Below are 26,370 nucleotides of genomic sequence, written 5' to 3'. Positions count from 1 at the left end.
CAACTAAATGTTAGGCGAGGTTTGTAATGGTTGATCAACTCCAACATGAACACATGAACATGCGACTGAAGCGTTGCGCAAAGCACTGGTCCAGGTTGAACGCTTAAAGCGCACCAACCGGGAGTTGCTGGAGCGGTCCAACGACCCGATCATGATCATCGGTATGTCGTGCCGCTTCCCAGGTAGAGTGAATCCCCCAGAGGCCCTATGGCAAATAGTCGCCAATGGCCGGGGTGTGATGTCAAAGTTTCCGACCGATTGTGGCTGGAACTTGGCCAGTCTGTATAACCCCGATCCCGACGTTCCGGGCACGTGCAACACCTGTACCGGCGGTTTTGTCGACGGTGTTGCCGACTTCGACCCTGTGTTCTTTGGCATAGGGCCTAGTGAGGTGTTGGCGATGGATCCGCGGCCGGATGCTGCTTGAGCTGAGTTGGGAAGCGTTAGAGCGGGCTAGGATTGATCCTGCCGAGTTACGGGGGCAGTGCCACCGGGGTGTTTCACTCAAGGCTACGGCCTGGGCGCCGTCGGAGTCGTAGACGGTTTCCGACTGACTGGACAGTCGACGAGCGTGGCGTCGGGGCGGGTGTCGTATGTGCTGGGGCTGGAGGGCCCGGCGGTGTCGGTGGATACAGCGTGTTCGTCGTCGTTAGTTGCGTTGCATATGGTGGTGTAGTCGCTACGCTCCGGCGAGTGCTATTTGGCGCTGGCCGGCGGTGTGACTGTCAACGCCACGCCGACAGTCTTTGTAGAGTTCAGTCGGCATCGCGAGTTGGCCCCGGATGGTCAGTGCAAGGCTTACGCTGGGGCTGCCGACGGCGTCGGATTCTCTGAAAGCGGCGGCATACTCGTAGTGGAGCGTTTGTCGAATGCGCAGCAGTTGGGGCATCCGGTGTTAGCGGTGGTGCGGGGTTCGGCGGTTAATCAGGATGGTGCGTCGAACGGGTTGACGGCGCCAAATGGCCCGTCACAGCAGCGGGTGGTGCGTGCGGCTTTGGCTCATGCGGGGTTGTCAGCGGCTGATGTTGATGTAGTGGAGGGCCACGGGAATAGAACCACGTTGGGTGATCCGATTGAGGCGCAGGCGTTGTTGTGGCGACCTATGGGCAAGACCGCGGTTCGGGTGAGCCTTTGTGGTTGGGTTCGATTAAGTCGAATATGGGTCACACGCAAGCTTTTGCGGGGGTTGCTGGTGTAACCAAGATGGTGTTGGCGATGTGCCATGAGGTGTTGCCAGCGACGTTGCATATGGATTGGTCGGCGGGGTCGGTGTCGTTGTTGACCGAGGCGCGGCCTTGGAAAGATGAGTCGGCCAATGGTCGATTGCGTCGGGCCGAGGTGTCGTCGTTCGGGACTAGCGGCACCAACGCGCATGTGATCATCGAGTCCGTACCGGCCGAGCCGCGACGGGTCGCTGAAATCCCCGTGGTGCCGTGGGTGGTGTCGGCGAAAAGCCAAGCGACGCTGACCCAACAGGCGGCGCGGTTAGTCGAGCATGTGCGTACCTATGGCGAGCTTGATGTTGCCGATGTGGGGTGGACTCTGGCGGGTCGTTCGGCCTTTTGAGCATCGGGCGTTTGTGGTTGGTGGTGATTGGGACCGGTTGCTGGCTGGGTTAGACGAGTTGGCAGCTAATGAACTCGGGTCGGTCATTCGGGGTACCTCCACACCCGGGGCCAGACCGTATTCGTCTTCCCCGGCCAAAGAGCTCAATGACTCGGCATGGGAATGGGATTGCACGCCGGATACCCGGTGTTCGCTAAAGCGTTTAACACCGTGGTGGACGAACTAGACCGGCACCTATTGCGCCCGCTGCGTGAAGTAATATGGGGCAATAACGAAAATCTTTTGATAACAACAGAATTTGCACAGCATTCACTGTTTGCGGTGGAAATGGCTTTTCCGGTTGTTGAAATCCTGGGGTTTGTATCCCGATTTCGTGATGGGTCATTCGGCGGGAGAGTTGTCCGCCGCGCATGTAGCTGGTGTGCTCTCATTGGAGCACACTGCGATACTAGTGGCCGCCCGCGGCAGGTTGATGCCGACTTTGTCGGCAAGAGGGGCGATGAGTGCCGTGTAGGCCTCCGAAGAGCAGGTGCGACCGCTACTGGGCATCGATTGGATATAGCGGCAGTCAATGGACCAGCCTCGGTGGTGCTTTCGGGCGCCCAGGATGCTGTGGCTGCGGTAACTAACGAACTCCGTGCCCGCCGGCCACCGAGTGCACCAACTGGCCGTCTCTCACGCGTTCCACTTTCCGTGTATGGACCCGATGATCGACGAATTCGGAGCGGTTGCTGCCGGACTTGCGATCGAGCGGCCCCACCATCCCCATCGTGTCGAATGTGACTGGGCAGCTAGCTGGCGAAGCCTTCGCGTCAGCGGCTTACTGGAAGCGACACTTTCGTGAAGCGGTGCGATTCGCCGACACTATACGCTTCGTGCATTCAGCTGGAGGAAATCGATTCCTCGAAGTTGAGCCGAGCAGCGGCCTGACCGCGTCGATCGAAGAGTCGTTGTCCGATGCACGGGTGCTCACGATGTCTGCACTGCTCAAGGAACGTCCTGAGCCGACAACGCTGATCAACGCCGTCGCGCAAGCGTTCGTCTCTGGCATGAATGTGGATTGGCGCGCTGTGCTGGGCCAGGATAACTTCGTCGAGTTGCCCACCTATTCCCTTGATCTTAAGCGGTTTTGGCTTGTCAGCGATGGTGTGAGGGCTAATGCTATCGGCTTGGGTCTGGGATCTAGTAAGCATCCAATGTTAGGCGCGGTGGTGAAACTGCCGGCCTCAGGCGGTGTGATGCTGACGGGACGATTGTCGCCCAATATGCAGGGGTGGTTGGCCGACCACGTCGTTGGTGGTGTGGTGCTGTTTCCTGGGGCGGGATTTGTCGAGTTGGCGATTCGTGCTGGCGACGCAGTCGGCTGTTCAGTGGTCTATGATCTGACGTTCCAGACGCCATTGATATTGTCGGCTGGGAATTCTGGGCTGGGTTCGGTTGCAATGCAAGTCGTCGTGGAGCCGCCTCAAGATTCGAACGAGTCAGGCCATCGCAGTATTTCGATCTTTTCGCGGGCCGATTCCGGTTCCGGATGGGTATGCCACGCCAAAGGCGTACTCCGTGCCGGGGCGCCAGCATTGGTTGCAGATTTGTCTGTGTGGCCACCGGTGGGTGCGGTCTAGGTGGACATCGGCGACGGCTATGATCAGTTGCCGTCTCGTGGATGCTAGTACGGCCCGCCACATCGCGGGCTGACCGCGATGTGGCGACCTGGCGATGAAGTGTTTGCTAAAGTGAAGTTGCCCGATACCGCCGGCGCTGTAAGCGGGTTCGGTGCGCACCCGGCATTATTTAGATGCGGCTTTGCTTGCGTTAATACTAGCGTCCGATAGTGCTGAGTCTGCCGAGAGTGCGGTCCTGGTGCCTTCTCCTGGCAAGGTGTTTCGTTGCATGCCCCCGGTGCGTCGGCAGTATGGGCGCGGATCGCTCCGGTGGGTCCGACCGGACTTTCATCGGTGTCGATTGATTTGGCCGATGGGTTAAGGCTGCCAGTAATCTCGGTAGCTTCGATGATGGCCCGGCTGGTAACCGGTCAGCAGTTGTTGGCCGCGGTGTCGAACTCAGGTCCGGATCGGTTGTTTGAGGTGGTTTGGTCACCGGCGACTGATTGCTTGGGGGCGGGTTCCGAGGAGGCGCCGTTGTACGAACTGTTCGAATCTGTTGAAAAAAAGAAAATCCGGTGATCTCCGCCTATGAGCGCACACACCGAGCTCTGGCCGCCATCCAGTCTTGGTTGACTAAGCGCGACTCTGGAGTGCTGGTGGTGGCGACTCGGGGAGCTGTCGGGTTGCCGGGGGAGGACGTTATCGATTTGGCGGGCACGGCGGCGTGGGGGTTGGTGCGGTCGGCACAGACCGCACATCCCAAGCGAATCATACTGGTTGACGCTGAACTGCCCATGAATGCTGAAGCGGTAGCTGTGGCCTTGGCAGCCGGAGAACCACAAATACTGCTACGCGGTGGAACGGTGCATACCGCCAGAGTGTATGGCAGCCGCGCGGTTGACAGTGTCTTGGTGCCGACGGGCAAGGAACCCTGGTGGTTGGGTATCAGCAATGCAGGAACCTTCGAAAATCTGCAGTTGGAGCCTGTTCCCAATGCCGATGTGCGGTTGGGTCCCGGCCAAGTCCGGGTAGCCATTCGTGCCATCGCCGCTAATTTTCGCGACATCATGATCACGTTGGGCATGTTTACTCATGATGCGTCGCTCGGCAGTGAAGCAGCCGGCGTGGTGGTGGAAGTCGGCCCGGGAGTGACCGATTGTGATGTTGGTGACCGAGTAATGGGCCTGTTTCCCGAGGGCACCGGCACGTTGGTCGCTGCCGACGTCCGGCTATTACTGTCAATACCCGCTGATTGGTCGAACGCAGAAGCAGCCAGTATGTCAGTGGTTTTCGCCACCACTTATTACGCGCTGATGGACTTTGCCGACGTGAAGCCAGGCCAGCGGGTGTTGGTGCACGCTGCCACCGGCAGGTGTGGGGATGGCGGCGGTGCAGTTGGCCCGGCATTTGGGGTTGGAGGTGTTCTCCCCTGCCAGCCAAGGTAAGTGGGACACCTTGCAGGCTATGGTTTTTGACTACGATCGCATCTCTGATTCACGCAGCTTGGAGTTTGAGGGCAAGTTCCGTGCGGTCACCGGCGGGCGCGGCATGGATATGGTGCTGGACTCACTAACGGGCGATTTCGTGGACGCTTCGTTGCGCCTGGTTGCCCCCGGTGGAGTGTTCTTGGAGATGGGCAAGACTGATATCCGTGATCCCGATGTCATCGCCCGGGCATACCCAGGTGTGCGTTACCGCGCCTTCGATCTCCTCGAAGTCGGGCCAGAGCGCATTGCGCAGATGCTCGCTCAATCGGTCGCACTATTTGATGTCGGGGTGCTTCGGCCATTGCCGGTAAAGACGTTTGACGTGCGACGTGCGCACGCCGCGTTGCGCTATGTGAGTCACGCACGCCATGTAGGCAAGGTCGTAATGATGATGCTGGATGCGTGGGCGGCGGGAACCGTATTGATCACTGGTGGTACCGGGATGGCGGGTTCGGTGTTAGCTCGTCACGTGGTGGCCCGCCATGGGGTACGTAATCTGCTGCTGGTGAGTCGGCGTGGCCCGGATGCCCCGGGCGCTGTGAAGTAGATGGCCGAGCTTGCTGCAACCGGTGTGGAGGTCCAGGTGGTGGCCTGTGACGTAGCGGATCGAACAGCATTGGCCAAGGTGATTGCCGATATCGAAGTGTAGCGGCCGCTGTCGGCGGTGATCCACGCAACCGGAGTGCTAGACGATGAGGCGATTTCCTAGTTGACGCCGGAGCGGGTGGATGCGGTGTTGCGGGCCAAGGTGGATGCGACCTGGAACCTGCATGGGTTGACCCGCGACTTGGATGTGTCGGCGTTTGTTATGTTCTCGTAGATGGCCGGGTTGGTGGGTTCGTCGGGTCAGGGTAATTATGCGGCGGCGAACTCGTTCCTTGATGGATTGGCTGTGCATCGGCGGGCCCAGGGATTGCCGGCGATGTCGCTGGGGTGGGGTCTGTGGGATCAGGCCAGCGCGATGATCGGGGAACTAGGCGTCGCCGGCCGGGCCCGCTTCGGTCGGGATATATTGTGGCGATGTCCTCGGATCAGGCGCTGGAACTGATGGATACCGCATTGATTGCCGACCAACCGGTCCTGCTCCCTGCCTACATCGACTTTGTTACGTTGCGGGCAAAGTTCAATGGGGGCAAGCTGTCTCCGATTTTCGTCGACTTAATCAATGGTGCCGACCCGGCGTCAGGTCGACGACTCGCTGGCCACCATGAAATCGAAATCTGCTTTGGCGCAATGGCTGCTCGGGCTTCCCGAAGACGAGCAACATGCCGTTCTGGTGGACCTGGTACGATCTCACATCGCCACCGTTCTCGGTAATACCACGTCCGAAGCAATCGACCCGGACAAGGCGTTACAGGAGTTGGGCTTCGACTCGATGACGGCGGTCGAAATGCGCAACCGAATCAAAACCACCACCGATCTATCCCTTTCGCTCACACTCATCTTCGACTACCCGAACTCGGCCGCACTGGTCGGCTACATGCGAACCGAACTTGTCGGCGTCGTGCAGCAAGGCACCCCGGCCGCGGTGCCCGAGGAAGTCGAAATCCAGCGGGTCGTGGCAGCCATTCCGGTCAAGCATCTTCGGCAGGCGGGTATGTTAGATTTGTTGCTCGGGTTGGCAAATGAAGCCGAGGGCACGACGAAGGTTGCGACCAGCGAGCAGACCACGGAAAAACATCACGGACATGGATCTCGATAATCTAGTTAACGCGGCGTTTATGAACGACGACTAGGCATGAGTAGGAGTTAGCAGTGCGAATCGTGGTTATCGGAGCAAGTGGAGTACTTGGCCACAGCCTCGCTGCCAAACTGCTCAGCCAAGGACACACTGTCGTCGGTATCGCCCGCCATCGTCCCGAAAGCTGACCGAGTGAAGCTGATTTCGTCGCAGCGGACATCCGAGACACTGCTGCCGTCCGCTGCGCTGTCATGAGCGCCGAGGTGGTCGCTCACTGTGCCTGGGCACGGCGCCCACAGAACCAGATCAATATCGAGGGTGTACGCAACGTCCTGGATGCGATGACCAAGACAGGAGCCGGACGTGTCGTTTTCGCTTCCTCGGCGCACTTGTACAGTGAGGCAACTACTCCAGCAACCGAGGACGACGCTATGACGTCGGCCAGTACTGACGGCCTTCACACAGCTCGTGTTGAGAAAATGTTGGCCAATTCTGGAATGCAGTGGGTCGCGATTCGATCCGCGTTGGTCGTCGGCCGAGGAGTCGACAATTGGGTGCGCCGGGAGTTGGCCTTGCTCGTGCTTCCCGATATTGGCGCCGATCACGCCCTGCAGGTTATCCACACCGACGACGCGCTTCGGTTGTTCATCCGCGCAATCATGGACACCGAGATAAATACTGGTCCAGTCAATCTCGCGGCACTAGGAGAGAAGACATTTCGTCAGATCGCCGCTAGACTCGGGCGGCCGATCGTGCCGCTGGGCTCGCGGTTGGCGGCGCTACGAAGCCTCGGCTTTTTAGCCGAACTAAAACTTTTGCAGAGCGCGCCATTGATAGATACCTCACGGCCACGCGATAAGTGGGAATTCGTACCGGTCTGGAACTTCGATGAATGTATCGACGACTTCACACTGGCGATCCGCGGCCGGGTTTCGTTGGTTGGGTGATTGATGGTAGCGCCCTGGCGACTGGCTAATATCCAACACTTGCCTGCCGTTGACGCGCCTTCTGAAAGACGGAGTGGTACCCAGATCGCTGGGCCAGAAGGAATTAACGGCGCATTGGACACTCCAATCGATCCGCGGTTCCCTACTTTCCTGGCCACCAATTTGCCGGAGGCGCTGCCTGGTCCGTTCTCGCCGTCGTCTTCATCGGTGACTGTGCGGGGCCTGCGTGCCGGTAGGTGTGTACATCGCCGAGCGGTTGCAGCCCAGCGGGATTATTCAGCGCGAAATCGCCATGCGTACAGTCGCGGTATTCGCCCACCGACTGTATGGGGGGCATCACGTCGGGGCATGTTATGGCAGAAACCGTGCCGTTCGTGAAACCCGTAACCATTGTCAGCAACAGTGGATTCTTTGGCCCCAGTATGGGCTCCCTACCGATCTTTGGTAAGCAACTTCCGCCGTCGGAATCCAACCGCGTACATAGGCAACTGCGCATCTTCCGCAATATTGGGGTACTCGGTATCAACCTCGTTGACCTAAGCGTCGGTTCTCTCCGAGATACCAGCGCCTACATCGACGATGTCGATCGTCTGGAACATCTTGCTGGCGTTGATGTCACCCAACGCGACGATCGCCGGCTGCTGAGTCTGCTCTTTTTGGCGCGTGATCATGTCGTGCACGACTGGGTGTTGGCGTCGGGGTCATTCATGTTGTGCGCCATGTTCAACGTGTTTGCGCGGTCTGTGTGGGCGAGCGGCCACACCTCCCGCGGGGACGGAATTGGTCAGTGCGCGATTGGTAGAGGCGGTGCAACGACTGGTCAGCGCGGCGTGGCGCGACCCGAATGTGACACGCCTGCTGGCCGAACCGGGGGAGCACCTTAATAAACTGGCAATCGAAGCGCCGGAGTTTCATGCAACCGTGCGAGCTGAACTAGCATTGACCGAGCATCGAGGTCCAGCAGAAGTGGAGATGCTGTCGTCCAGTTACGCCGACAATCCCGAGTTGCTGGTCCGGATGATCACCAAAGCGTTAAGCGCTCTTCTTGCGCCACCGGCCCCAGCATCCGCGGATTCCACGGTGGGCCATGCCTGTTGCGCTGTTAGCTGCCCGCCAACTGCGCGACCGCGAAGTTCGCCGGACAGGGTGGTGCGCGCCATTGGGGTGCTGCGTGGTCTACTGCGTGAATATGGACGCCGGCTGACCGACGCCGGTGTTTTCGACACCGCAGATGACGTGTTCTACCTGTTGGTCGACGAGCTTGACGAACTTGACCGGCTCCCGGTGGACGTTTCGGGACTGATCGCCCGACGTCGAGTCGAACACCACAGGTTGGCAGCCATCGTCCCGCCGACGGTATTCAGCGGCAGCTGGCAGCCGTTGACCACGTCGTCGAGCGCGTTGGGCGCCGGGGACATCCTGCGCGGTGTCGGAGTCTCCAGCGGGCGGGCCTGCGGCCGAGTGCTGATCTTGCGACCTGAGATCATCGACGACCTCCAGCCCGGCGAGATTCTTGTCGCGGAGGTCACTGATGTCGGCTTATACTTCGGTCTTCTGCTACGCCGCGATGTTGTAACCGAGCTCGGTAATCCAATGTCACACGCCGCCGTGGTGGCACGCGAGTTCGGGTTTCCCTGTGTGGCGGATGCACAGGGAGCAACACGGTGCTTGCCGCCGGGAGCGCTAGTCGAGGTCGACGGCAACGTAGGGGGGAAATCCACATACTAGACATAGCTCCAGAAGACATCTCGCCACCTCAAGCCAATTATCAGAACTAGAGTATCCCGTAATAGTAATAGCGATGCAGATCTCCAGGCAGGTATCTCGCGGTAGAGGCAAGCGTACTGCCGGCTGCCTCGTGTTGCGTTCGTGCTGCACAGCGTGTTTGCTGTGTCGTTCGAGAAGATCGCCAACTTGTTGAAACGATCACCGGCAGCCGTCAAGAAACTCGTCAGCTGGGGCTGGGCTTGTGGCCGGCTGCATAGCGACCCTGTAGCCCAACTCCACCGTGTGACTAACACCCGGGATCGTAGAGGCGTTTCTGGCGGCTTCCTGCGACGGTGATATCGCCACGTTACTGGATCTGTGGGTACCCGAGGCGGGGCGGACAGTCAGTCGCGTGCTGGTTCCCGCCGGGGTGCCGATCGAAATGCGTGGAGCCAAAAAAGTCACCGGGGAAACTCGTCGATTTGCACTACGCGCGCAATCCGGTGCCGTCTTGCTAATCGATGAAATCTCGGGTATTATCAGTACGCTGTGTGGTCGCATGCGTGCGTTGTTAAAGATTGACATCGGCAACAATAATCGCATCTATGAGATCGACATTACCAGCCAACCTAATTGTTTGCGTCGGGCTGTTCTTACATTGCCGCGTAGGTTGTCTCGGGCAAAACCACGTGCTGATCGGGTGCCAAGGATATTAAGAAACAACTGCGGGGTAGGTCGGCAAGGCGTCGAGGTCGAAAGCGGTATGCACGATAAGCTGTTCGGGCGGCGAAGCCTGCTGCGGGGTGCCGGTGCGCTCACCGCGGCAGCACTGGTACCCGGAGCCGTTGGTTGTAGTTCCGACGACGACGCGTTAACCTTCTTTTTCGCCGCCAATCCGGAGGAGACCAATATCCGGATGCGCATTATCGGTGAATTTCAACGCGGCCATCCCGATATCAAGATTCGGGCGGTGTTGTCCGGGCCAGGTGTGATGCAGCAGCTATCGACGTTTTGCGCTGGCGGTAAATGCCCGGATGTGCTGATGGCGTGGGATTTGACCTATGCCGAACTGGCGGACCGGGGAGTTTTGCTGGACCTTAACACGTTGTTGGGACAGGACAAGGCGTTTGCCGCGGAACTGAAGTCCGACAGTATCGGGCCGCTGTATGAGACCTTCACGTTCAACGGAGGCCAGTACGCCTTTCCCGAGCAATGGTCCGGAAACTACTTGTTCTACAACAAACAGTTGTTCACAAACGCCGGGGTGCAGCCGCCGCCCTGCACCTGGGAACAACCGTGGAGTTTCACCGAATTCCTGGATACCGCGCGCGCGCTCACCAAGCGGGATTCATCGGGTCGGGTCACGCAGTGGGGCTTTGTCAACACCTGGCTCTCGTACTACACGGCCGGACTGTTCGCCCTCAACAACGGCGTACCGTGGTCCAACCCGCGAATGAACCCGACCCATCTCAATTTCGATGACGACGCGTTTATCGAGGCGGTGCAGTTCTACTGCGATCTGACCAACAAGTACCAGGTGGCGCCAGACGCATCCGAACAACAATGGATGGCTGCGACCGATCTGTTCTCGCTGGGCAAGGCAGCGATCGCGCTGGGTGGGCACTGGCGCTACCAAACATTCATGCGAGCCGACGAGCTGGATTTTGATGTTACGTCATTGCCTATCGGGCCTTCGGTGGGCACAGTGCCCGCCACGAGATTCGGTGCCTGCTCCGATATCGGTGTCACCGGACTGGCTATCGCGGCCAGCAGCCCACGCAAGGAACAGGCATGGGAGTTCGTGAAATTCGCGACCGGCGCCGCCGGTCAAGCGTTGATCGGTGAATCCTGTCTCTTTGTCCCAGTCCTGCAATCCGCGATCCATTCGACGGGATTCGCCAAAGCTCATCACAGAGTGGCTAACCTCGCTGTACTCACTGAGGGGCCAGCCCATTCAGCGGGCCTGCCGATCACACCAGCGTGGGAAAAGATCAACGCCTTGATGAACCGTGCCTTCGGACCTGTGCTGCGAGGATTCAGGCCGGCGACATCGCTGGCCGGGCTCGCACAAGCTGTCGACGAGGTGTTGCGTAGTCCATGACATCGTTCGAGACCACAGCGGTACCCGGACCTAGTATCGCTAAAAGCCACACTAGCTTGCGGCCTTTGCACCGGCGTGCGTGGGCCGGTCGCATGTTCGTCGCACCTAATATGGCTTCGGTCGCAGTCTTTATGCTGTTTCCGCTCGGGTTCTCGCTGTATATGAGCTTTCAGAAGTGGGACGTGTTCACCCCGCCGGTGTTCGTAGGTCTGGCGAATTTTCGCAATCTCTTCACTTCGGATCCGCTGTTTTTCATCGCGCTGCGCAACACCGTGGTTTTCACTGTTGGGACGGTCATACCGACCGTCCTTATCAGTCTGGTAGTTGCCGGTGTGCTTAACCAGAAAGTCAAGGGCATCGGGATCTTTCGAACGATTATCTTCTTGCCACTGGCCATTTCCTCGGTGGTGACGGCGGTCGTTTGGCAGTTCATCTTCAATACTCATAACGGGCTACTCAACATCATGCTCGGCTGGATTGGCATCGGCCCAATCCCCTGGTTGGTGAACCCCGGATGGGCGATGGCCTCGCTTTGCATTGTCAGCGTTTGGCGGAGCGTGCCTTTTGCCACCATCGTTTTGTTGGCGGCGATGCAGGAGGTTCCGAAGACGGTTTACGAAGCGGCCAAAATTGATGGTGCAGGCGAGATACGACAATGCATGTCCATCACTGTGCCGTTGATCCGCGGGGCGATTTCGTTTGTGGTGGTCATTTCGGTCATTCACGCGTTTCAGACATTTGACCTGGTTTACGTGCTCACTGGCCCAAACGGCGGGCCAGAATCGGCGACCTATGTGTTAGGCATCATGCTGTTCCAGCACGCGTTTTCTTTCCTAGAATTCGGTTATGCGTCGGCGCTGGCGTGGGTGACGTTCGCAATCTTGTTGGTGTTAACCGTGCTGCAGTTGCGGCTGACCCGACGGTATTCGTGGGAGGCTTCTAGTGGGCTTAGCTGAGCGAACTGACCACATAGTTAAGCGCAGTGTCTTGCGCGCGGTCGTCGTGTACACCGCGCTGAGCAGTATCGCTTGGTGCGCGCTGTTTCCCATTGTCTGGGCGGTATCGGGCTCGTTGAAGAAGGGAGGCGAGGTACGCGAACCCACGCTCTTGCCAGCCCATCCGCAATGGTCGAACTACACCGAGGTGTTTGCTCTGATCCCTTTTTGGCGAATGTTTTTCAATACCGTGTTGTATGCTGGATCCGTCACGGCCGGCCAGGTTTTCTTCTGCTCAGTGGCTGGATATGCTTTTGCACGACTGCAATTTCGCGGGCGCGATGCGTTGTTCGTCCTGTACCTGGGCACGTTAATGATGCCGCTAACCGTAACGGTGATCCCACAGTTCATTCTGATGCGAGTCCTAGGATGGACCGACACACCGTGGGCCATGATCGTGCCAGGCTTGTTCGGGAGTGCGTTCGGCACCTATCTCATGCGGCAGTTCTTCCGGATGCTGCCGAACGATCTCGAGGAAGCCGCAATCCTGGACGGCTGCTCGCCGTGGCAGATCTATTGGCGGGTCTTGTTGCCTCACGCCCGGCCCGCAGCGATTGTGCTTGCGGTCCTCACCTGGATCAACGTATGGAACGACTTCTTGTGGCCGTTGCTGATGATCCAGCGCGACAGCCTAGCCACACTGACATTGGGCCTGTTCCGGATGCGGGGAGAGTACGGAGCCTGCTGGCCGGTGATAATGGCGACTTCGCTGCTAATCATGCTGCCACTAGTCATCATCTATATGATCGCACAGCGCTCCTTCGTTCGCGGTATCACTGTCACCAGGATCGGCAGGTAGTCATGGCTTCGGTGACTTTCGAGCAAGCGACACGCCAGTTCCCGGGCACAGCTCGACCGGCCCTGGCTCGCCTCGACCTCGACGTCGATGATGGCGAGTTCGTGGTTGTGGTAGGGCCATCTGGATGCGGCAAGACCACCTTGCTGCGGATGGTGGCCGGATTAGAAACGTTGGATTCCGGGTGTATTCGCATCGGGGACCGCGATGTCACCCACGTCGACCCCAGGGATCGCAACGTCGCGATGGTCTTTCAAAACTATGCCCTTTACCCGCATATGACCGTCGCGCAGAATCTGGGGTTTGCGCTAAAGATCTCTAAAGCCTCTAAGACCGAGATTCGCGATCGGATACTCGTCGCTGCGAAATTACTTGACCTGCAACCGTATCTGGATCGCAAACCCAAAGACCTTTCTGGTGGTCAACGTCAGCGGGTAGCGATGGGACGGGCAATCGTACGCCGTCCACAGGTGTTCTTGATGGATGAACCGCTGTCCAATCTCGATGCCAAACTGCGGGCGCAAACTCGCAATCACATCGCGGAACTGCAATGTCAACTAGGCGCCACCACCGTCTATGTCACCCACGACCAGGTCGAAGCTATGACCATGGGGGATCGCGTCGCGGTGCTGTGCTACGGGGTGTTACAACAGTTCGCTACTCCTCGTGAACTTTATCATAAACCCGAGAACGTCTTCGTCGCAGGATTCATTGGGTCTCCCGGAATGAACCTAGCCACCCTCTCGATCGTCGATTCCTCTGTTTTGCTGGGGGATTGGCCGATTCGCATACCACGTGAAATCGCCTGCTCCACAAGCGATGTCATCGTCGGCGTCCGTCCAGAACATTTCGAGCTGGGCAGCGTCGGTGTCGAAGTGGAGATCGACATGGTCGAGGAGCTCGGAGCCGATGCCTACCTGTATGGTCGAATCGCAGGATCCAGCAAAGTAACCGACCAACTTATCGTTGCACGCGTCGATGGCCGAAACCCGCCGGAAAAGGGCAGCCGCGTTCGTCTGCATTCAGAACCCGGGAATGTGCATTTCTTCGGCGTTGATGGGCATCGAATTTCCTGAGCATCCCGTCGATAGGACTTAGTCGGCGTACTACGCACCAGTAAACCGACATGATAGTGCTATAGTACATAGCTGTGACCGTTGTGCATGCCGACTTGGTGTGTCAAGGTGGTGGAATTCGCGGAATCGGCCTGGTTGGAGCGGTAGATGCGCTGGTCGCGGCCGGCTACCGATTTCCTCGTGTGGCGGGGACCAGCGCGGGCGCGCTTGTTGCCTCATTGATCGCCGCCTTGCAAACTGCTGGTGAGCCGCTGACCCGGCTTGCGGAAATGATGCGCACCATCGACTATCATAAGTTCCTTGATCGCAGTTTGATTGGACGGGTGCCTTTAATCGGTGGCGGGCTGTCGTTACTAGTGTCGGATGGAGTCTACCGAGGGGCCTATCTCGAGGAGTTGCTCGTCGGTTTGCTCGGTGACTTAGGCGTGCACACCTTCGGTGACTTGCGCACCGGAGAGGAGCCCGAACAGTTTGCCTGGTCGCTGGTCGTGACTGCCAGTGATTTGTCGCGGCGTCGATTGGTTCGCATCCCGTGGGACCTTGCTGCCTACGGCATCAACCCGGACGACTTTTCGGTGGCACGCGCAGTACACGCTTCGTCGGCAATTCCGTATGTGTTCGAACCGGTTCAGGTAGCCGGCGCGACCTGGGTCGACGGCGGACTGTTGTCAACTTTTCCGGTGGAGTTATTCGACCGATCCGACGGTGATGCGCGATGGCCGACATTCGGGATTCGCTTGTCGGCTCGTCCTGGCATTCCGCCTACTCACCCGGTGCGTGGACCGCTGTCGTTGGGAATGGCTGCAATAGAGACCTTGGTGAGTAACCAAGACAACGCATACATTGATGATCAATGTACCATGCTCCGTACTATCTTTGTGCCTGCAGACGAGGTGAGTCCGATAGACTTCAACATCACCGTCGAACAACGGCAAGAGCTCTACCAACGCGGACTACAAGCAGGCCAACACTTTTTGAAGAAGTGGAACTACGCTGATTATCTGACGGCTTGTGGCCGTCCGGCTACGCAGTCGGGTGGCCCGCAAAGAAGCTCTTCTGTAGATTAAGAGGCAGTTCTTGGCTGCACAACGACGCATTACTAAAGATGATGGCGCGCAACGTTTCCTAGGTATCGTCAGGTAGCTGACCGTTATGTAACAAGTGTGCTTGCCGGGGGTCGGCTTCGACTCCGCTTGACTGAGCACACCGTGGAGCTGGGTGTAGACTTGGAGGATGTCGTGCTTGGCTATGTTGGCGCTGTAGTCCGAGTCACATAGGTGTCGCGTCGACCTCGAAGAACGACACCGAGCACCCCTGTAGCTTTTCGCTGGGTGGGGGTTTCTGTCGGAGGGTTGTCTGGTGATCCTGACCGAGTCTCGCCGGTTGCGGCGGGCCGGAAAGGCATCTGGCTCGGTTGCAGTGTTGGATGCCTGTGCCTGGGTTGCCCTTGCCAGTAGAATCTATTTTGAGGGTAACCACTACACCAAACTCATTGCGCAGGTGTGGAGCGATGATCTGCGAAGTGAAGACGTCGTTGTCGAGCACCTCGGTGGCGTGAGATGACTTTGGTGAATGTCGTGGCAGAGTTCCGACCCAGTACGGCACGCTAGCTCGGCATTCTCGTTGACCACCTAGTGGCAGGGTCGAAGGAGGTGCGGTCACCGATGCGGTGCGCCGGGGACCAGGCGGTCCTGACACCTTCGTCGTCGGTCGCCGTATATCGACATCTGGCAGGTCATGAAATTGTAGCGACCGGTACTGACGGCTTGGTCCAACGTGTCGCGGCATATTGAGTGGCAGCACGGCGCGTGTCAGGCCCTAGGCTTGCCGCACCATAACCAGGCAAAACATCGTCAGCGCTTGGCGGTGGATTCGTTGGTGCGTGATTGGAACGATCCGGCGCCGACGCTGACCAACCGGGCTGAAGATCTATCGACTTCGTGATACAGTCGCCCTGACGGTCGGCTAAGAGGCTCCTCCCGTCCTCAAGTACCCGTCTTGCGGGTGATTTACTGCGAAAGGCGTTGGTCAGCAACGGGTATTGGGTGCATGATACGGGACGGAGATTGTGTTGCGGACAAACATGCAACTAGTCTGCATATATGTCTCACAAAACAAGGCCACACCACGAACTTCGAGTGATCCCAACCGGATCCAGCCGAAGGCCCTCTAGTCTGTATGGTTGAGGACCAAAGCCTCACCACGCTGAGTGTGCCGGCTTTCGTCTTTGCTTATTAGCGGAGGAGAGAAGCATGTCCCTGATTGTGGTCAACGTGGTTACCACCACCGCCTCGACTTAGCCGCCATTACCATACCCGGACTCTTTCAGGATTTGGCTGGAAGACGAAGATCGCAACATCGTGGCACACGTAGCCAAAATACCCGAAGGTGCCATGTTGGCGAAACGGAGGGCCATCGTCAAAAGTGAGGCCGTATTTTCAACTCCAACGCCGACGCTGGTCGACATGTCCAATAAGTCACAAGTGATGGTCTTCGGCTTCACTGACCAGGGTGCATTAGCCCGGGTTGTACTGGGTTCCGTTAGCCCCAGCGTGGTTTGGCACACCAATTGTGCAGTCGCCATCATCCGTAATGAAGATCTATTGATGCCGAATCTACAGCATCCTCCCGTCCGGTTGGCAGTCGAAAGCTCACCACCTTCAGATTTTACCACGGCAATCGCGTTCAACGAAGTGTCGCGTCGGGGCATCGACCTGATCGCCTTGCACTTGCACGCGTAAAGCGACTTAACAGTATTTGAACTTCCGGGCTTGGACTGACTCGGGGTAGTTTCGGCGGCGGAGCGCCATCTAACCGAATGGTTGGCCGGTTGGCGAGGGCGGTATCCCGACGTGACGACGCACCGACTACTCGTATGAGATCAGCCGGCATGATAGCTCGTCGAAAAGTCAGAATCCACATAGCTTGTGGTGGTGCGGCAATCGCAAGTGTCGGATGTCACCAAGAGAAAGCAGCTTTCGGACAAGCTATATATAGCCCCTAGCACATCGTCTCAGTTGGATTAAGCTATCTAAATAAATGGTATGATACGACATCTGCGTAAGTGTTAGCAGCACAGGATCACGGTGGTGCAAGCTCTTATAACAACGGGTTTTAGATGACAAGGGAGCGCAGTTCGACTTTGTCTAAAGTGGTTTCCGACACGGATGGGCTGGCGTGCGGGGTAGGCTATTAGCAGCTCATAAACATGCCGAGGTACCAGAGACTGATAGTTCTTGCCAAGAGAGGTATGACCGACCTCCTCACCCGAACGTTTCACCCACGTGGAACCCCTCGCAGAGCATGGGTTCCGGTAGGCGGTCGTGATTCTGCGACTCAACTCAGGGGGTAGGCGACCAAGTGGGCTTCGCCTTGATAGAATTCGAAGAGCTAAACAAATTGTAGAAGTCGCGAATTTCGATGACACCGGATCGGTATCGGATCGACGCGCGGTCATCGTTTGCTTCAACCGCGATGCGAACCGCACATACCAAAGTACTGGCTTCGCTGTTCGATGACTCGGTTGCATTGTTGACCTATACCTAATATAGCCAGGGGTGCAGGCAAACACGCCGTTTGACGAGTGGCACAAGGTGGGCGAGCTGTTGCACAACCATTTTGTCGTAGTAGTGGCATTGCGCAGATGCGGTATCACCTACATGGACAACGTGCTCATGAATGTGTCGACTTATAGAAACATCATGATCACCGAACCCTACCGAAGTCATCGGCTCGCCTGGGCGAACACCTGGGTCAAGTCGTCGGGCTACGCCAATCCCTATGAAACCATCTCACGGGATTTCACTGCGTGATCGATTTAAACACGATGGAACTACTCGAAACCGAGGAAGGTGAACCACAGGAGCTCACCGGAGGTGGTGGCCGAATAACCCTTCTCGGGACAATCTCAAACCCTTGCTCGAATCGAGCACCAGGATGCCGCTGCAGATCACCCAGCCCAAAGATCCGTCGTTTCACTATCATTAAAAATCGGTTGCAATAGCAAAACTTTTTGTTGCGAGTCGATTTCAACTATCGCGAGGGGATGATGCCGCATGCGGCCATCTGCAATGATCACGGCCCTAATACGTCCTATCGCCCACCGCATGTCATTCATCGATACGGAGATAGCGTACCGCAATCACTGCGATGACCACTACCGTTTTACAGCGTTTGATATCGGTGAGTGAGGTCTTGTACGACAGCAAGGGTGAGCCCTAAAAATCAAAACATCATTTGCATCCACGAAGAAAATCACACGGTGTTGTGGAAGCACGTCGACCTCGATACCGGTGCACAGTATCCTTTCACGCTACCGTCGCCAACTACGAATACCTGATTTACTGGCGATTCTATCAGGACGGCAACATCGAATGCGAAATTCGCGTAACAGGTTTGATGGTGACCACGCATCTTGACGACGGTGAGCAACACTAGTACGGGACGTCGGTAGACCAGCGAACCTATGCATCATATTTATAAGCATTTCTTCACTGTGCGGCTTGATTGCGATATAGACGGTACCCGAACACACGGTGTATGTGAGCGATACCGCAATAGTCCCGACGGGGTCGGATAACCTGCACCGACTATCGGTACGGCAAAAAACACACCACTGCCCGCCGAAGAAGAGGGCAAGCGACTAATGCTGGGAGGCTCAGTAGGCCTAGCGTGTGGTCCACGAGAACGGCACTAACGGGATCGGCGCCTAATCCGTCCTACATGCTCGTCCCGGGTGCGGCAATCCTGTCCCTGTTTGATCTCGATTTACCTAATATTACGGCGCGCCGAAATCATCGCCCAAATCGTAAGGGCTATCCCAAAGCATGCGGAGGAGCACTCGCCAGCTGGGTAGTTCGTGCACTAGAGCGGTCCCAGGCTGGCCCTGCCGGAATGGACCTTGGCCAACCGTTTGATCGAGAACACCAATGTGGTGGTGTGGTACACCTTCGGTATAAACCACATCACCCATCCCGAGGATTGGCCGATCATGCCCGCCGATATGGCGTTCTTTTGTTTGAAACCGGTCGGTTTCTTCAACCGTAACTCCGCTGTGGATGTCGCACCGCCATCGTCTGCGCAATGCCATCGTGACAGTAGAAGTGATTTGTGACGCTACGGTCATGGCTAAAGGCCTCGCAGCAACGGGTGGCCAGCGCCGTTAGCCGTTAACTTTAACAACTCCAGCCAGCGTTGGGGACGTCGCTGGGTATGGCGGATTTGTGCCCAAGTGGTTAGCGGCGGAAACAGTGGGCATATTTTCTGATACTATCCTTGGTATCGCTTGCATAGCAACGGGATACGCATTGACATTCAAAATCAGAATGATCGTCGCCGCGGTCGGAGTCGAATGCCGGTCGTATTTACCGGAGGGTTCATCCCGATGTTTCTTGACTGCCTCGGCCTACTGTGAACTGAACTCCGATGCTCCTGACTGTGGAGCGTCGTTTACGTGATCCACTAAGGGCTGGAACACCTTTCTCACGCTGGGCGAGGAGGGGAAAGACCTGTAAAAGTTTCCGGGCTGCGCCGGGGTGCTGTGCATGGTGGCCACCAGCCATGGCGGCCTCAACGTCCCCGACGACGCACGCATCGACGTCAACGCTGACCCAAGATTGAGCGAAAGGATACGGGTGGTCTCCGGAGAGCCGCGCATGCGCTACCTACTAAATGATTGCAGCGAGGAACAGTTTGCAGACAACGTTCCTGCCGACCACACGGCACATGCTCGCCTATTAGGCGTTTCCCAAGGTTCGCCTGAGTGAACCGGCACACCAGGGTGACTGGCTTTCCGCACCCTTCGTAGCGAACCTCGCTACTAGCACTTTCTACGTCATAGTAAAGTTACTGTCCGAGCGAACTCTGCTGGATATCATTGCCATTTTACGGCATTCCAGTGTGTCTGGCACGGTAGCAAACCATATGCATGTGCTTTCCTGTGGCATTTTCGGATAGCATATGCACAGGCTCCACGGTGCGCTGTTTAATGTCTTCTTCCGCTGCTCGACAAGGTCATTCTGGTAGCTCGTCTTCGTGATTCTCAATCTACTAGTATTGTGGACCCGTGTCACGGCAGCGGGACATCGATTGGGGTCATCGGACTGGTCTTACATTTGGGTTTCGATATTTGACACGGTTTATTCAGCCCACCACTGTGACGCCCTAGTCATTGCCCACCAAACAACCCGAGGAAAGCGATTTATATGTCGGAAAAGTAAAATTTCCACAGCATCATCGATGATGAAAAATAGGCTGTTGTTGGTGGCAGCACCGAATCCTCTTTTGATGTTCTTTCGCAACATAGGAAGGATAAGGTTGTTGTGTGTATGCTCGGTTGTCATCGGGGGTGGATGGTTATCGGTGAGCCGTTGACTACGGAATTCCAACGTGCCGACGTCTTAATCGAGGATGGGCGTATGGGTGTGATTGATGAGTATTTTTTCGGTATCGATGTCGAAGTCATCAAGTCATCGATGCTGCGAATCGATGGGTTATTACTGAGTTTGTCTATAGCCGTCGACTACCTATGGCAGACCACAATGCACGGGTCACTGACAATTGGAACCTTAACAACTATGTTGGGCGCATTCGTAGCTATTTTGCGGAAGTTGCAACAACGCCGACGCGGTCGGTAGTACCAGGGATTAAAGACAGCGAGGTTCGAACATTGTAGTGCTACGTCTTCTACTCTTCTCCGCAGCAACGCCCTGATTTCGACCACCCCAGATGGTCATTTCTTCGACGCCCGTAAAGTGCGCAAGTCCCATTTCTCGTCCCGTGACAGTCTCGGCCGTATGGGCGTCGTCCCGACTAAACTCAGCATGTACCCTATTAGTTGAAACCGTTCGCGAAATCCATGCCGTAAACGATCTCGACGTACCGATCACCATGCATACTTAAGTAATATAGATTCAAGCTTTAACTAAAAACTAAAAGGGGTGCAGTGCACAAGTTAATTATGTGTAATGACTGCGAGATTATCATGCTGATCGATGCGGGTTGCTCCATCGCTACAACTTCGGATATGGAGCTTCAGATGGGCTGCGGATATCCCGCGTTTCGGTGCGCCACCTCCCTCGGTTGGGCCACTAGCATCGGTGCCGACATTGTGTCAAACAATAACGGCGATCCGCTTTACCGCCATGCGGATATTGCGGCAGCATGAGCGTGATACCACACTGCAGCCGGTGCTCGAGCAATCGGTTTCTTAGCGTTATTGACGAGTTGCCTGTGATCACTTGCCAAGTCCTGCATGCCGCACCCCTGCCGGGTGCAAGGGCGCTAGGTCTTGAGTCATCGGTATGCGGACCGATTGAAGTGGGTAAAGCTGCTGATCTGATGTTGCTGCACAACGATTGACTGCATTTGCGACCCGTTATTACCTCGGTTGACTCAACCATCATGCAAGTGAAGTGACCACCAGGCGATATCGACTGGGGTGCCGGTCAACGGCCGAACTGTCGTCCAGGAGTGGTACACTGCCGGCTGCCACGCAGCCGCACGCTACCAGGTTGATTGATGCCGCCAATAGTCGGCTCACAGAGCGTGTCGCCCCACTCGGGGAATAGCATTTTAACCTTGCCTCTCAATTTCATGCAACGATGCATTTGGCCGTTACACGCGACCGACGATTAAGGCTGGGCATGGCGCTTGCTGACCGGGTTGATAATGGCGATACGGGCTGTGGAAAGCCTAGTTTCGTACGGTGTGTAAGGTCGCCGGCTTTCCGACTGCTGCTGGATCAAGGCTGAGCCAATGACTCAGACTCGGGGTCCGACTTCCGGCTGCCCGACGATGGGTGAATCACTAATTGGGGCTGGCAAGTACCACTACAGCGTTGTAACCGCCAATGCCCAAAGATGTCTTCAGAGTTGAGTCCCTCAACCATCGGCGTGGGGCCGCCCAACAGCTGTGGATGGCTCGGAGCGACACGCGGCGGGGATGGGACCCATACTCGTATGCAGATGCCGCGGTAGCCAGTTCAACGGCTGACGCTGCACCTTGGCAGTGACCGATCAGGGGCTTGACTGGAATAGATCTCCGGCCGCCTGTTCAGGATCGCGTCGAGGATTGCCGCCTCGGCACGGTCACACTGTTGGGTGCCAGGCCCGTGTGCATTCATGTACCGAGTTGCGCTGGAGGTCAACACCTGCTTGGTAGAGGAGCGCCTGGCGCACGCACGTTTTCTATCTGTCTGGGTGTGGACCAGGTCGATGGAGGTCACATGGTACATGTCGTGCGACATGACGCCACCTAACACATTCGCATACACCTGCCCGGAGTTGCGTGACAACAAGAACGCCACGGCAGCTTTTTCTCCCATCGGAAATCCCCGGCTGCCTTCCTGGAAGGGCCTGTACGCATTTAACAGCTCGATATTCCATAACGCCGACCCCATCCGCACGAAGTGATCGACCGTCTCGGGGTCATTAACAAGCCGGTGGGCAGAAACACCATATCGTCAACGACGCCGCAATCCAGCCGTACCTCAGCCGTGAATATCCCTGCATTGCCGGAGGCAAACATCGTTGACACAATTCATTGCGGGGCCACGGAAGTCGTATTCCTTCATCGGTAGCGACACCAATCTGAAAAGCATCAGAGCGAGGTAATCGCGGACTAGCCGCCGTCCACCGTCCTGGCATTGGAAGCAACCCCAGTACTTACTCGAGATTCGAACTCAGAAACGACAACTGCTTGTACCACGCCCACCTGTTAGCCCGGGAGTCCATCCGCGCTCCAACGTATCGTTGATTGCTTCGCGCGCTGCGAAGCTGGCTCCGTCGGCGGGATCACCGTCATCGCTAACCCGAACCAACCACACGTTCACGTTCTCGTCACGGTTCTGCCCGTATCTCCCGAGAGGGTGGCGGCTGGTTTCCCGCTCAACAAACCCTCCTATAGATACCTGGTGCCCAGCCGTACCCAGTTACTGCTCCGATCTCGGTCATCGCCATAGCCTGTTCACGCACGTTCTATTCCCTGCGCCTTACTTTTTGTCATCTCGTGGACATCCCAATGACACCCGCCTTAGGATAAGATTTTCCCTTTTTTGTGCCTCATTTCGCTCGGTTCACGCAATAAGGTCATTCCAGGAAGGAAGAACGGAGCAACCGGCGACACCACCGTCAGATTTTATGCAAAACTGTCTACGGGGTTGGTCGGTACTCCTGCTGTGATGCACTACCTTAGCCCAAGGAAACGATGCGTTGAAATTAAAATTAATCAGGAATCAAGTGTTGGAGACGGTGCGCAGCGTCATGGTTCAGAGCGGCGAGTGTTCAGCTGGGTCAACTGCCGACAACGAACACCGCCACCATGATACTGTCGCGCAGCGATACCAACGGCTTATCGACCACAGCCCCAACATGACCTGTGTGCATGAGAGTGGTCGGGTTATCTACCTCAATCCCGTTGGTGTCAAGTGGATGGCCGCACAGTCGCCCGAGCAGATCATCGGGCACCCGCTGATCGAGTTTGTCCACCCCGACTTCGTGCCGGTAATGATGTCCCGCATCGCGGGCCTGCGCGAGGTTGGCGACGCATCCCAGCCATCGGAGGCGGTGCTGCTACGCCTCGACGGCACTATGCTTGAGGTCGAAGCGGTGTCGGTGTTCACCGTATGGGAAGGAAAACCCGCCTACCAGGTCATCTTTCGTGACCTTACTACCCAGAAAGCCGCGGAAGAAATGTTGCGCTTCCAAGCGGGTTTGGTCAACCACGTCAGTGACGCCATCATAGCCACCACGTCGACCGGCATCATCACCAGTTGGAACCCGGCCGCGGAGGCCATCTACCGTCGCTCCGCATCAGACGCCCTAGGCATGCCGATCAGTGAAGCTGTCGGCGCGCCGCTGGATCCGCGCGCCATCATCACCGAGGGCGGGGTACTACACACTACCCAATACGCCTCGGATGGCGTGGCTATGGTCATGCGGGTATCTGCGGCCACGATGGAAAACGGCTTCGTGCTGGTGTGCAGTGATCACACCACACTGCTCCAAGTCGAGCGCCGCTTTCAAACTATCGTGGCATTGTTGGAGGAAGGAGTCATTGTCCTGGACGGCGACGGCTACGTCGAATCAGTGAACCCTGCCGCCCTGCGCATCCTTGGCGTCAGTGACCGAAGTGCTCTCGATGATCCTGTCCAACGGGCAGCGACGCTTCCGCTGTATGATTCCCAAGGCCGGCTGCTTGACTGCGGTCGAGGGGCTGTGCTCGAGATCTTGCAGACTGGTACCCTCAAAACTGGCTTCATCATCGGTATCGATCGTCCTAGCGACGGGACACGGGTTTGGCTGTCAGTTAACAGCCGACCGCTCAACCCCATCGATCCCAAAGACGCGGCGTTGCTGATTTCTTTCACCGACGTCACGGCCGAGCGCCAAGCCAGCCAATACCTGGCCCATCAAGCGGCGCACGACACGCTGACCGGACTGCCTAACCGCACTTCTATCCTCGCCCGTATCGATGAACAACGTTGCTGCGGCGCCTCCGACCAGCTGCTGGCAGCGGTGCTGTTCATCGACCTGGACAATTTCAAGGGCATAAACGATTCGCTGGGGCACGATGTTGGCGACGTTGTGCTGCAGACTGCAGCACAACGATTGCGGGCGGGACTGCGATCACGCGACGTGGTGGGTCGGTTCGGAGGTGACGAGTTCGTCGCTCTTATCCTGGGAAAGATCACACATACTGAATTGAGCAAAGTCGTAGACAGGATGCACGCAGCATTGTTTGAGCCGACCTACGTCGCCGACGCTGTACTACACCTTAGTGCGAGTATCGGTATCGTTGCGATCGAAGTCGACGACTCCCGCAACGTGGGTCAGATCCTGCGCGACGCCGACACCGCAATGTATCGGGCGAAACTCTCAGGCGAAGGGACCAGCTACTACACCGACACGTTCAGCCAGCGACCTAGCGGAACGAAGTCAGTAGAGATCACTTAACACGTCTGATAACACAATTTGTCACCGAGACGTATTGATGATATGCAGCCCCCATCAGCCAAAAAGAGGGGAGTGCAGGGTGGTCCACTGCATCCCGTACAGCTCACGAGGGTGGGCGGCACGGGCTTTCACCCAACACGCGAATTATTCATTAAACGGAAGAGGTGTAGTGTCGAATCCCGTGCTTAGCTGCCGAAGTGGTTTATTGCCAAGGGAGCGAGAATTCTCAGCCGGTGTAATTGGCCGAGTGAGTGGTAGCTGGTGCGTGCTCGATAGGTGCGCGTTCCTCCGTATTGGGTAGCGACGATTCGAGTGAGGAAAACCGCCCGATGGCCACCAACGTCCCGCAGGCCGCCCCGTTGACGACTTACGGGTGGTCCCAGCCAAATCTCAACGTGCTGGCGCCCCGATCAGAAGCCATCACCGGCTCCTACGTGCCCACAGGAGCCGCACCACAATCGATACTAAGCCGCCCTCCAGCGCCACCGCAAACAACCGTCCCCTCCATGAATCACACCCAGCGATCATTCATCTGCGGACCCAATAGTTGGAGTAATTTCGCGCGTTAGAAGCATAAACCATCACATTGAGCACTGTCTCGTCAGCTCGAAAGCAACGAAACGTCATTGTGGCGCCGAATAGATGGCATGCAGCCGGGTATAGTTCCCAACCCATTTTTGCCGGCAACCGCTTGGAGTTTGGCCGACTATCAACTCGACGCGTTGTAATCAATAGCCTCTTGAGTCCCGGCTTCACAAGCAGATTCGTCATAGTGACTTATCACTGATAGTACCACAAAAATATAATAAATATAATTTAAAGGAAGATAGGATGTTCGATCACCGGCCGTAAGGCCCGCCGGCAGAGACATCCTCAAGGATGTATCGAACACCCGAATTATTCATTGAATTATTGAACTGTACGGCAACCGTGCCGCATACATAAAACGATGTGAGCAGACCAGCCGGGAATGAATAGCCAACATCGGTGTCGTGACATTCGTAGATCAGCTAATAGTCACTGGAAGTTGCGACCCCTTTTATCTAATGCCACCCACGTTGGCCGTTTGCCGATAAGCAACATTATGTCAAGTAAAGGCTTTCCTTTCATGTGCTGGTGCACAAGCTGAATCGGGTTATTTAGCGCGCCGTGCCTAGCTATGCAGTGAGCAGCGGGCCCAGCGACTGAAAAGGCCGGCCAGCTGGCCGCGGTGGGCAGTTGCGTACGGTGGTGGAAGCGTTGCTGGCCAAAAAGTCAAAAAGTACAGTCCCGAACACATTGCTGGGGTGTTGGCCAACGACCTCTCCTGACCGGCCCGAAGATGCAGGTACCTCACGAAACGCTGTACAAGGCGTTCTTCGTGCAAGGACGCGGGAAACGACATCAGGTGTTGGCCGGCATGTGTGCACACTGGGTGGGCGTTAGGCACACTACGGGCACAGCGCACCAAAACCGGGC

The 26,370-nt window shown here is 56.9% G+C and carries 14 protein-coding genes and 4 pseudogenes; 16 read left to right on the top strand and 2 right to left on the bottom strand.

Annotated elements, in window-relative coordinates; genetic code table 11:
- Positions 1-136: 136 nt before the first annotated feature.
- The 13 genes and pseudogenes from MLPF_RS09675 to MLPF_RS09625 all read left to right on the top strand — a co-directional run.
- Positions 137-6,393, top strand: a pseudogene (locus tag MLPF_RS09675) (type I polyketide synthase); the annotation flags it as partial.
- 19 nt (positions 6,394-6,412) lie between these two features.
- Positions 6,413-7,285 (top strand): annotated as a pseudogene (locus tag MLPF_RS17580) (NAD-dependent epimerase/dehydratase family protein).
- Positions 7,286-7,707: 422 nt separating this feature from the next.
- Positions 7,708-8,169 (top strand): hypothetical protein, encoded by a 462-nt coding sequence (locus tag MLPF_RS17575; protein ID WP_420329604.1) that lies wholly within the window; start codon positions 7,708-7,710, stop codon positions 8,167-8,169.
- A complete protein-coding gene (locus MLPF_RS17570) occupies positions 8,132-9,013 on the top strand; it encodes a PEP-utilizing enzyme (RefSeq protein ID WP_420329603.1) in 882 nt (293 codons plus the stop codon). The genes MLPF_RS17575 and MLPF_RS17570 overlap by 38 nt, the downstream gene beginning before the upstream one ends.
- A gap of 742 nt (positions 9,014-9,755) precedes the next feature.
- Positions 9,756-11,093 carry an ABC transporter substrate-binding protein gene (locus tag MLPF_RS09665; RefSeq protein ID WP_045843181.1) on the top strand — a complete coding sequence of 446 codons (1,338 nt, stop codon included), beginning with the start codon at positions 9,756-9,758 and terminating at the stop codon, positions 11,091-11,093.
- Positions 11,094-11,185: 92 nt separating this feature from the next.
- Positions 11,186-12,049, top strand: coding sequence for a carbohydrate ABC transporter permease (locus MLPF_RS09660; RefSeq protein WP_175266416.1), 864 nt, complete (start codon positions 11,186-11,188; stop codon positions 12,047-12,049).
- A complete protein-coding gene (locus tag MLPF_RS09655) occupies positions 12,036-12,887 on the top strand; it encodes a carbohydrate ABC transporter permease (RefSeq protein ID WP_045843150.1) in 852 nt (283 codons plus the stop codon). The genes MLPF_RS09660 and MLPF_RS09655 overlap by 14 nt, the downstream gene beginning before the upstream one ends.
- Before the next feature lie 2 nt (positions 12,888-12,889).
- Positions 12,890-13,960 carry an ABC transporter ATP-binding protein gene (locus tag MLPF_RS09650; RefSeq protein ID WP_045843149.1) on the top strand — a complete coding sequence of 357 codons (1,071 nt, stop codon included), beginning with the start codon at positions 12,890-12,892 and terminating at the stop codon, positions 13,958-13,960.
- Between the two features lie 68 nt (positions 13,961-14,028).
- Positions 14,029-15,027, top strand: a complete 999-nt coding sequence (locus MLPF_RS09645; RefSeq protein ID WP_420329605.1) for a patatin-like phospholipase family protein — start codon at positions 14,029-14,031, stop codon at positions 15,025-15,027.
- Between the two features lie 96 nt (positions 15,028-15,123).
- Positions 15,124-15,904: pseudogene (locus MLPF_RS09640) on the top strand (DUF3097 family protein).
- 416 nt (positions 15,905-16,320) lie between these two features.
- Positions 16,321-16,701 carry a universal stress protein gene (locus MLPF_RS09635; protein ID WP_050039118.1) on the top strand — a complete coding sequence of 127 codons (381 nt, stop codon included), beginning with the start codon at positions 16,321-16,323 and terminating at the stop codon, positions 16,699-16,701.
- 816 nt (positions 16,702-17,517) lie between these two features.
- Positions 17,518-17,772 (top strand): hypothetical protein, encoded by a 255-nt coding sequence (locus MLPF_RS09630; protein WP_236685031.1) that lies wholly within the window; start codon positions 17,518-17,520, stop codon positions 17,770-17,772.
- Between the two features lie 454 nt (positions 17,773-18,226).
- A complete protein-coding gene (locus MLPF_RS09625; RefSeq protein ID WP_337588824.1) occupies positions 18,227-18,397 on the top strand; it encodes a copper amine oxidase in 171 nt (56 codons plus the stop codon).
- Positions 18,398-18,737: 340 nt separating this feature from the next.
- On the opposite strand, the gene MLPF_RS17565 is transcribed toward MLPF_RS09625, so the two are convergent.
- The gene (locus tag MLPF_RS17565; RefSeq protein ID WP_427901935.1) at positions 18,738-19,085 is read right to left on the bottom strand and encodes a hypothetical protein; all 348 of its coding nucleotides are present in this window, start codon (positions 19,083-19,085) and stop codon (positions 18,738-18,740) included.
- Positions 19,086-19,503: 418 nt separating this feature from the next.
- Here MLPF_RS17565 and MLPF_RS17560 point away from each other — a divergent pair.
- Positions 19,504-19,626, top strand: a pseudogene (locus MLPF_RS17560) (alkaline phosphatase family protein); the annotation flags it as partial.
- A 654-nt stretch (positions 19,627-20,280) separates the two neighbouring features.
- Positions 20,281-20,595: a hypothetical protein gene (locus MLPF_RS09615; RefSeq protein ID WP_156147111.1), complete on the top strand. Its 315-nt coding sequence runs from the start codon at positions 20,281-20,283 to the stop codon at positions 20,593-20,595.
- A gap of 1,346 nt (positions 20,596-21,941) precedes the next feature.
- Here MLPF_RS09615 and MLPF_RS09610 read toward each other — a convergent pair.
- On the bottom strand, positions 21,942-22,358 hold the full coding sequence (locus MLPF_RS09610; protein ID WP_050039117.1) for a beta-ketoacyl-[acyl-carrier-protein] synthase family protein: 417 nt from the start codon (positions 22,356-22,358) through the stop codon (positions 21,942-21,944).
- A gap of 838 nt (positions 22,359-23,196) precedes the next feature.
- On the opposite strand from MLPF_RS09610, the gene MLPF_RS09605 reads away from it, so the two are divergent.
- On the top strand, positions 23,197-24,912 hold the full coding sequence (locus MLPF_RS09605) for a diguanylate cyclase (protein WP_045843144.1): 1,716 nt from the start codon (positions 23,197-23,199) through the stop codon (positions 24,910-24,912).
- Positions 24,913-26,370 lie beyond the last annotated feature (1,458 nt).

It is taken from the genome of Mycobacterium lepromatosis (assembly GCF_000975265.2).
Lineage (GTDB): Bacteria > Actinomycetota > Actinomycetes > Mycobacteriales > Mycobacteriaceae > Mycobacterium > Mycobacterium lepromatosis.
Note: the sequence above shows the minus strand (reverse complement) of the source record. Positions and strands in the feature narration are given on the sequence as shown.

What these genes read in the sequence shown, in the direction of transcription:
- MLPF_RS17575 (WP_420329604.1), top strand. Translation starts at nt 7,708, where the DNA reads ATGGGCTCCCTACCGATCTTTGGTAAGCAACTTCCGCCGTCGGAATCC.
- MLPF_RS09665 (WP_045843181.1), top strand. Translation starts at nt 9,756, where the DNA reads ATGCACGATAAGCTGTTCGGGCGGCGAAGCCTGCTGCGGGGTGCCGGT.
- MLPF_RS09660 (WP_175266416.1), top strand. Translation starts at nt 11,186, where the DNA reads ATGTTCGTCGCACCTAATATGGCTTCGGTCGCAGTCTTTATGCTGTTT.
- MLPF_RS09650 (WP_045843149.1), top strand. Translation starts at nt 12,890, where the DNA reads ATGGCTTCGGTGACTTTCGAGCAAGCGACACGCCAGTTCCCGGGCACA.
- MLPF_RS17565 (WP_427901935.1), bottom strand. Translation starts at nt 19,085, where the DNA reads ATGACCGTAGCGTCACAAATCACTTCTACTGTCACGATGGCATTGCGC.
- MLPF_RS09610 (WP_050039117.1), bottom strand. Translation starts at nt 22,358, where the DNA reads ATGGGGTCGGCGTTATGGAATATCGAGCTGTTAAATGCGTACAGGCCC.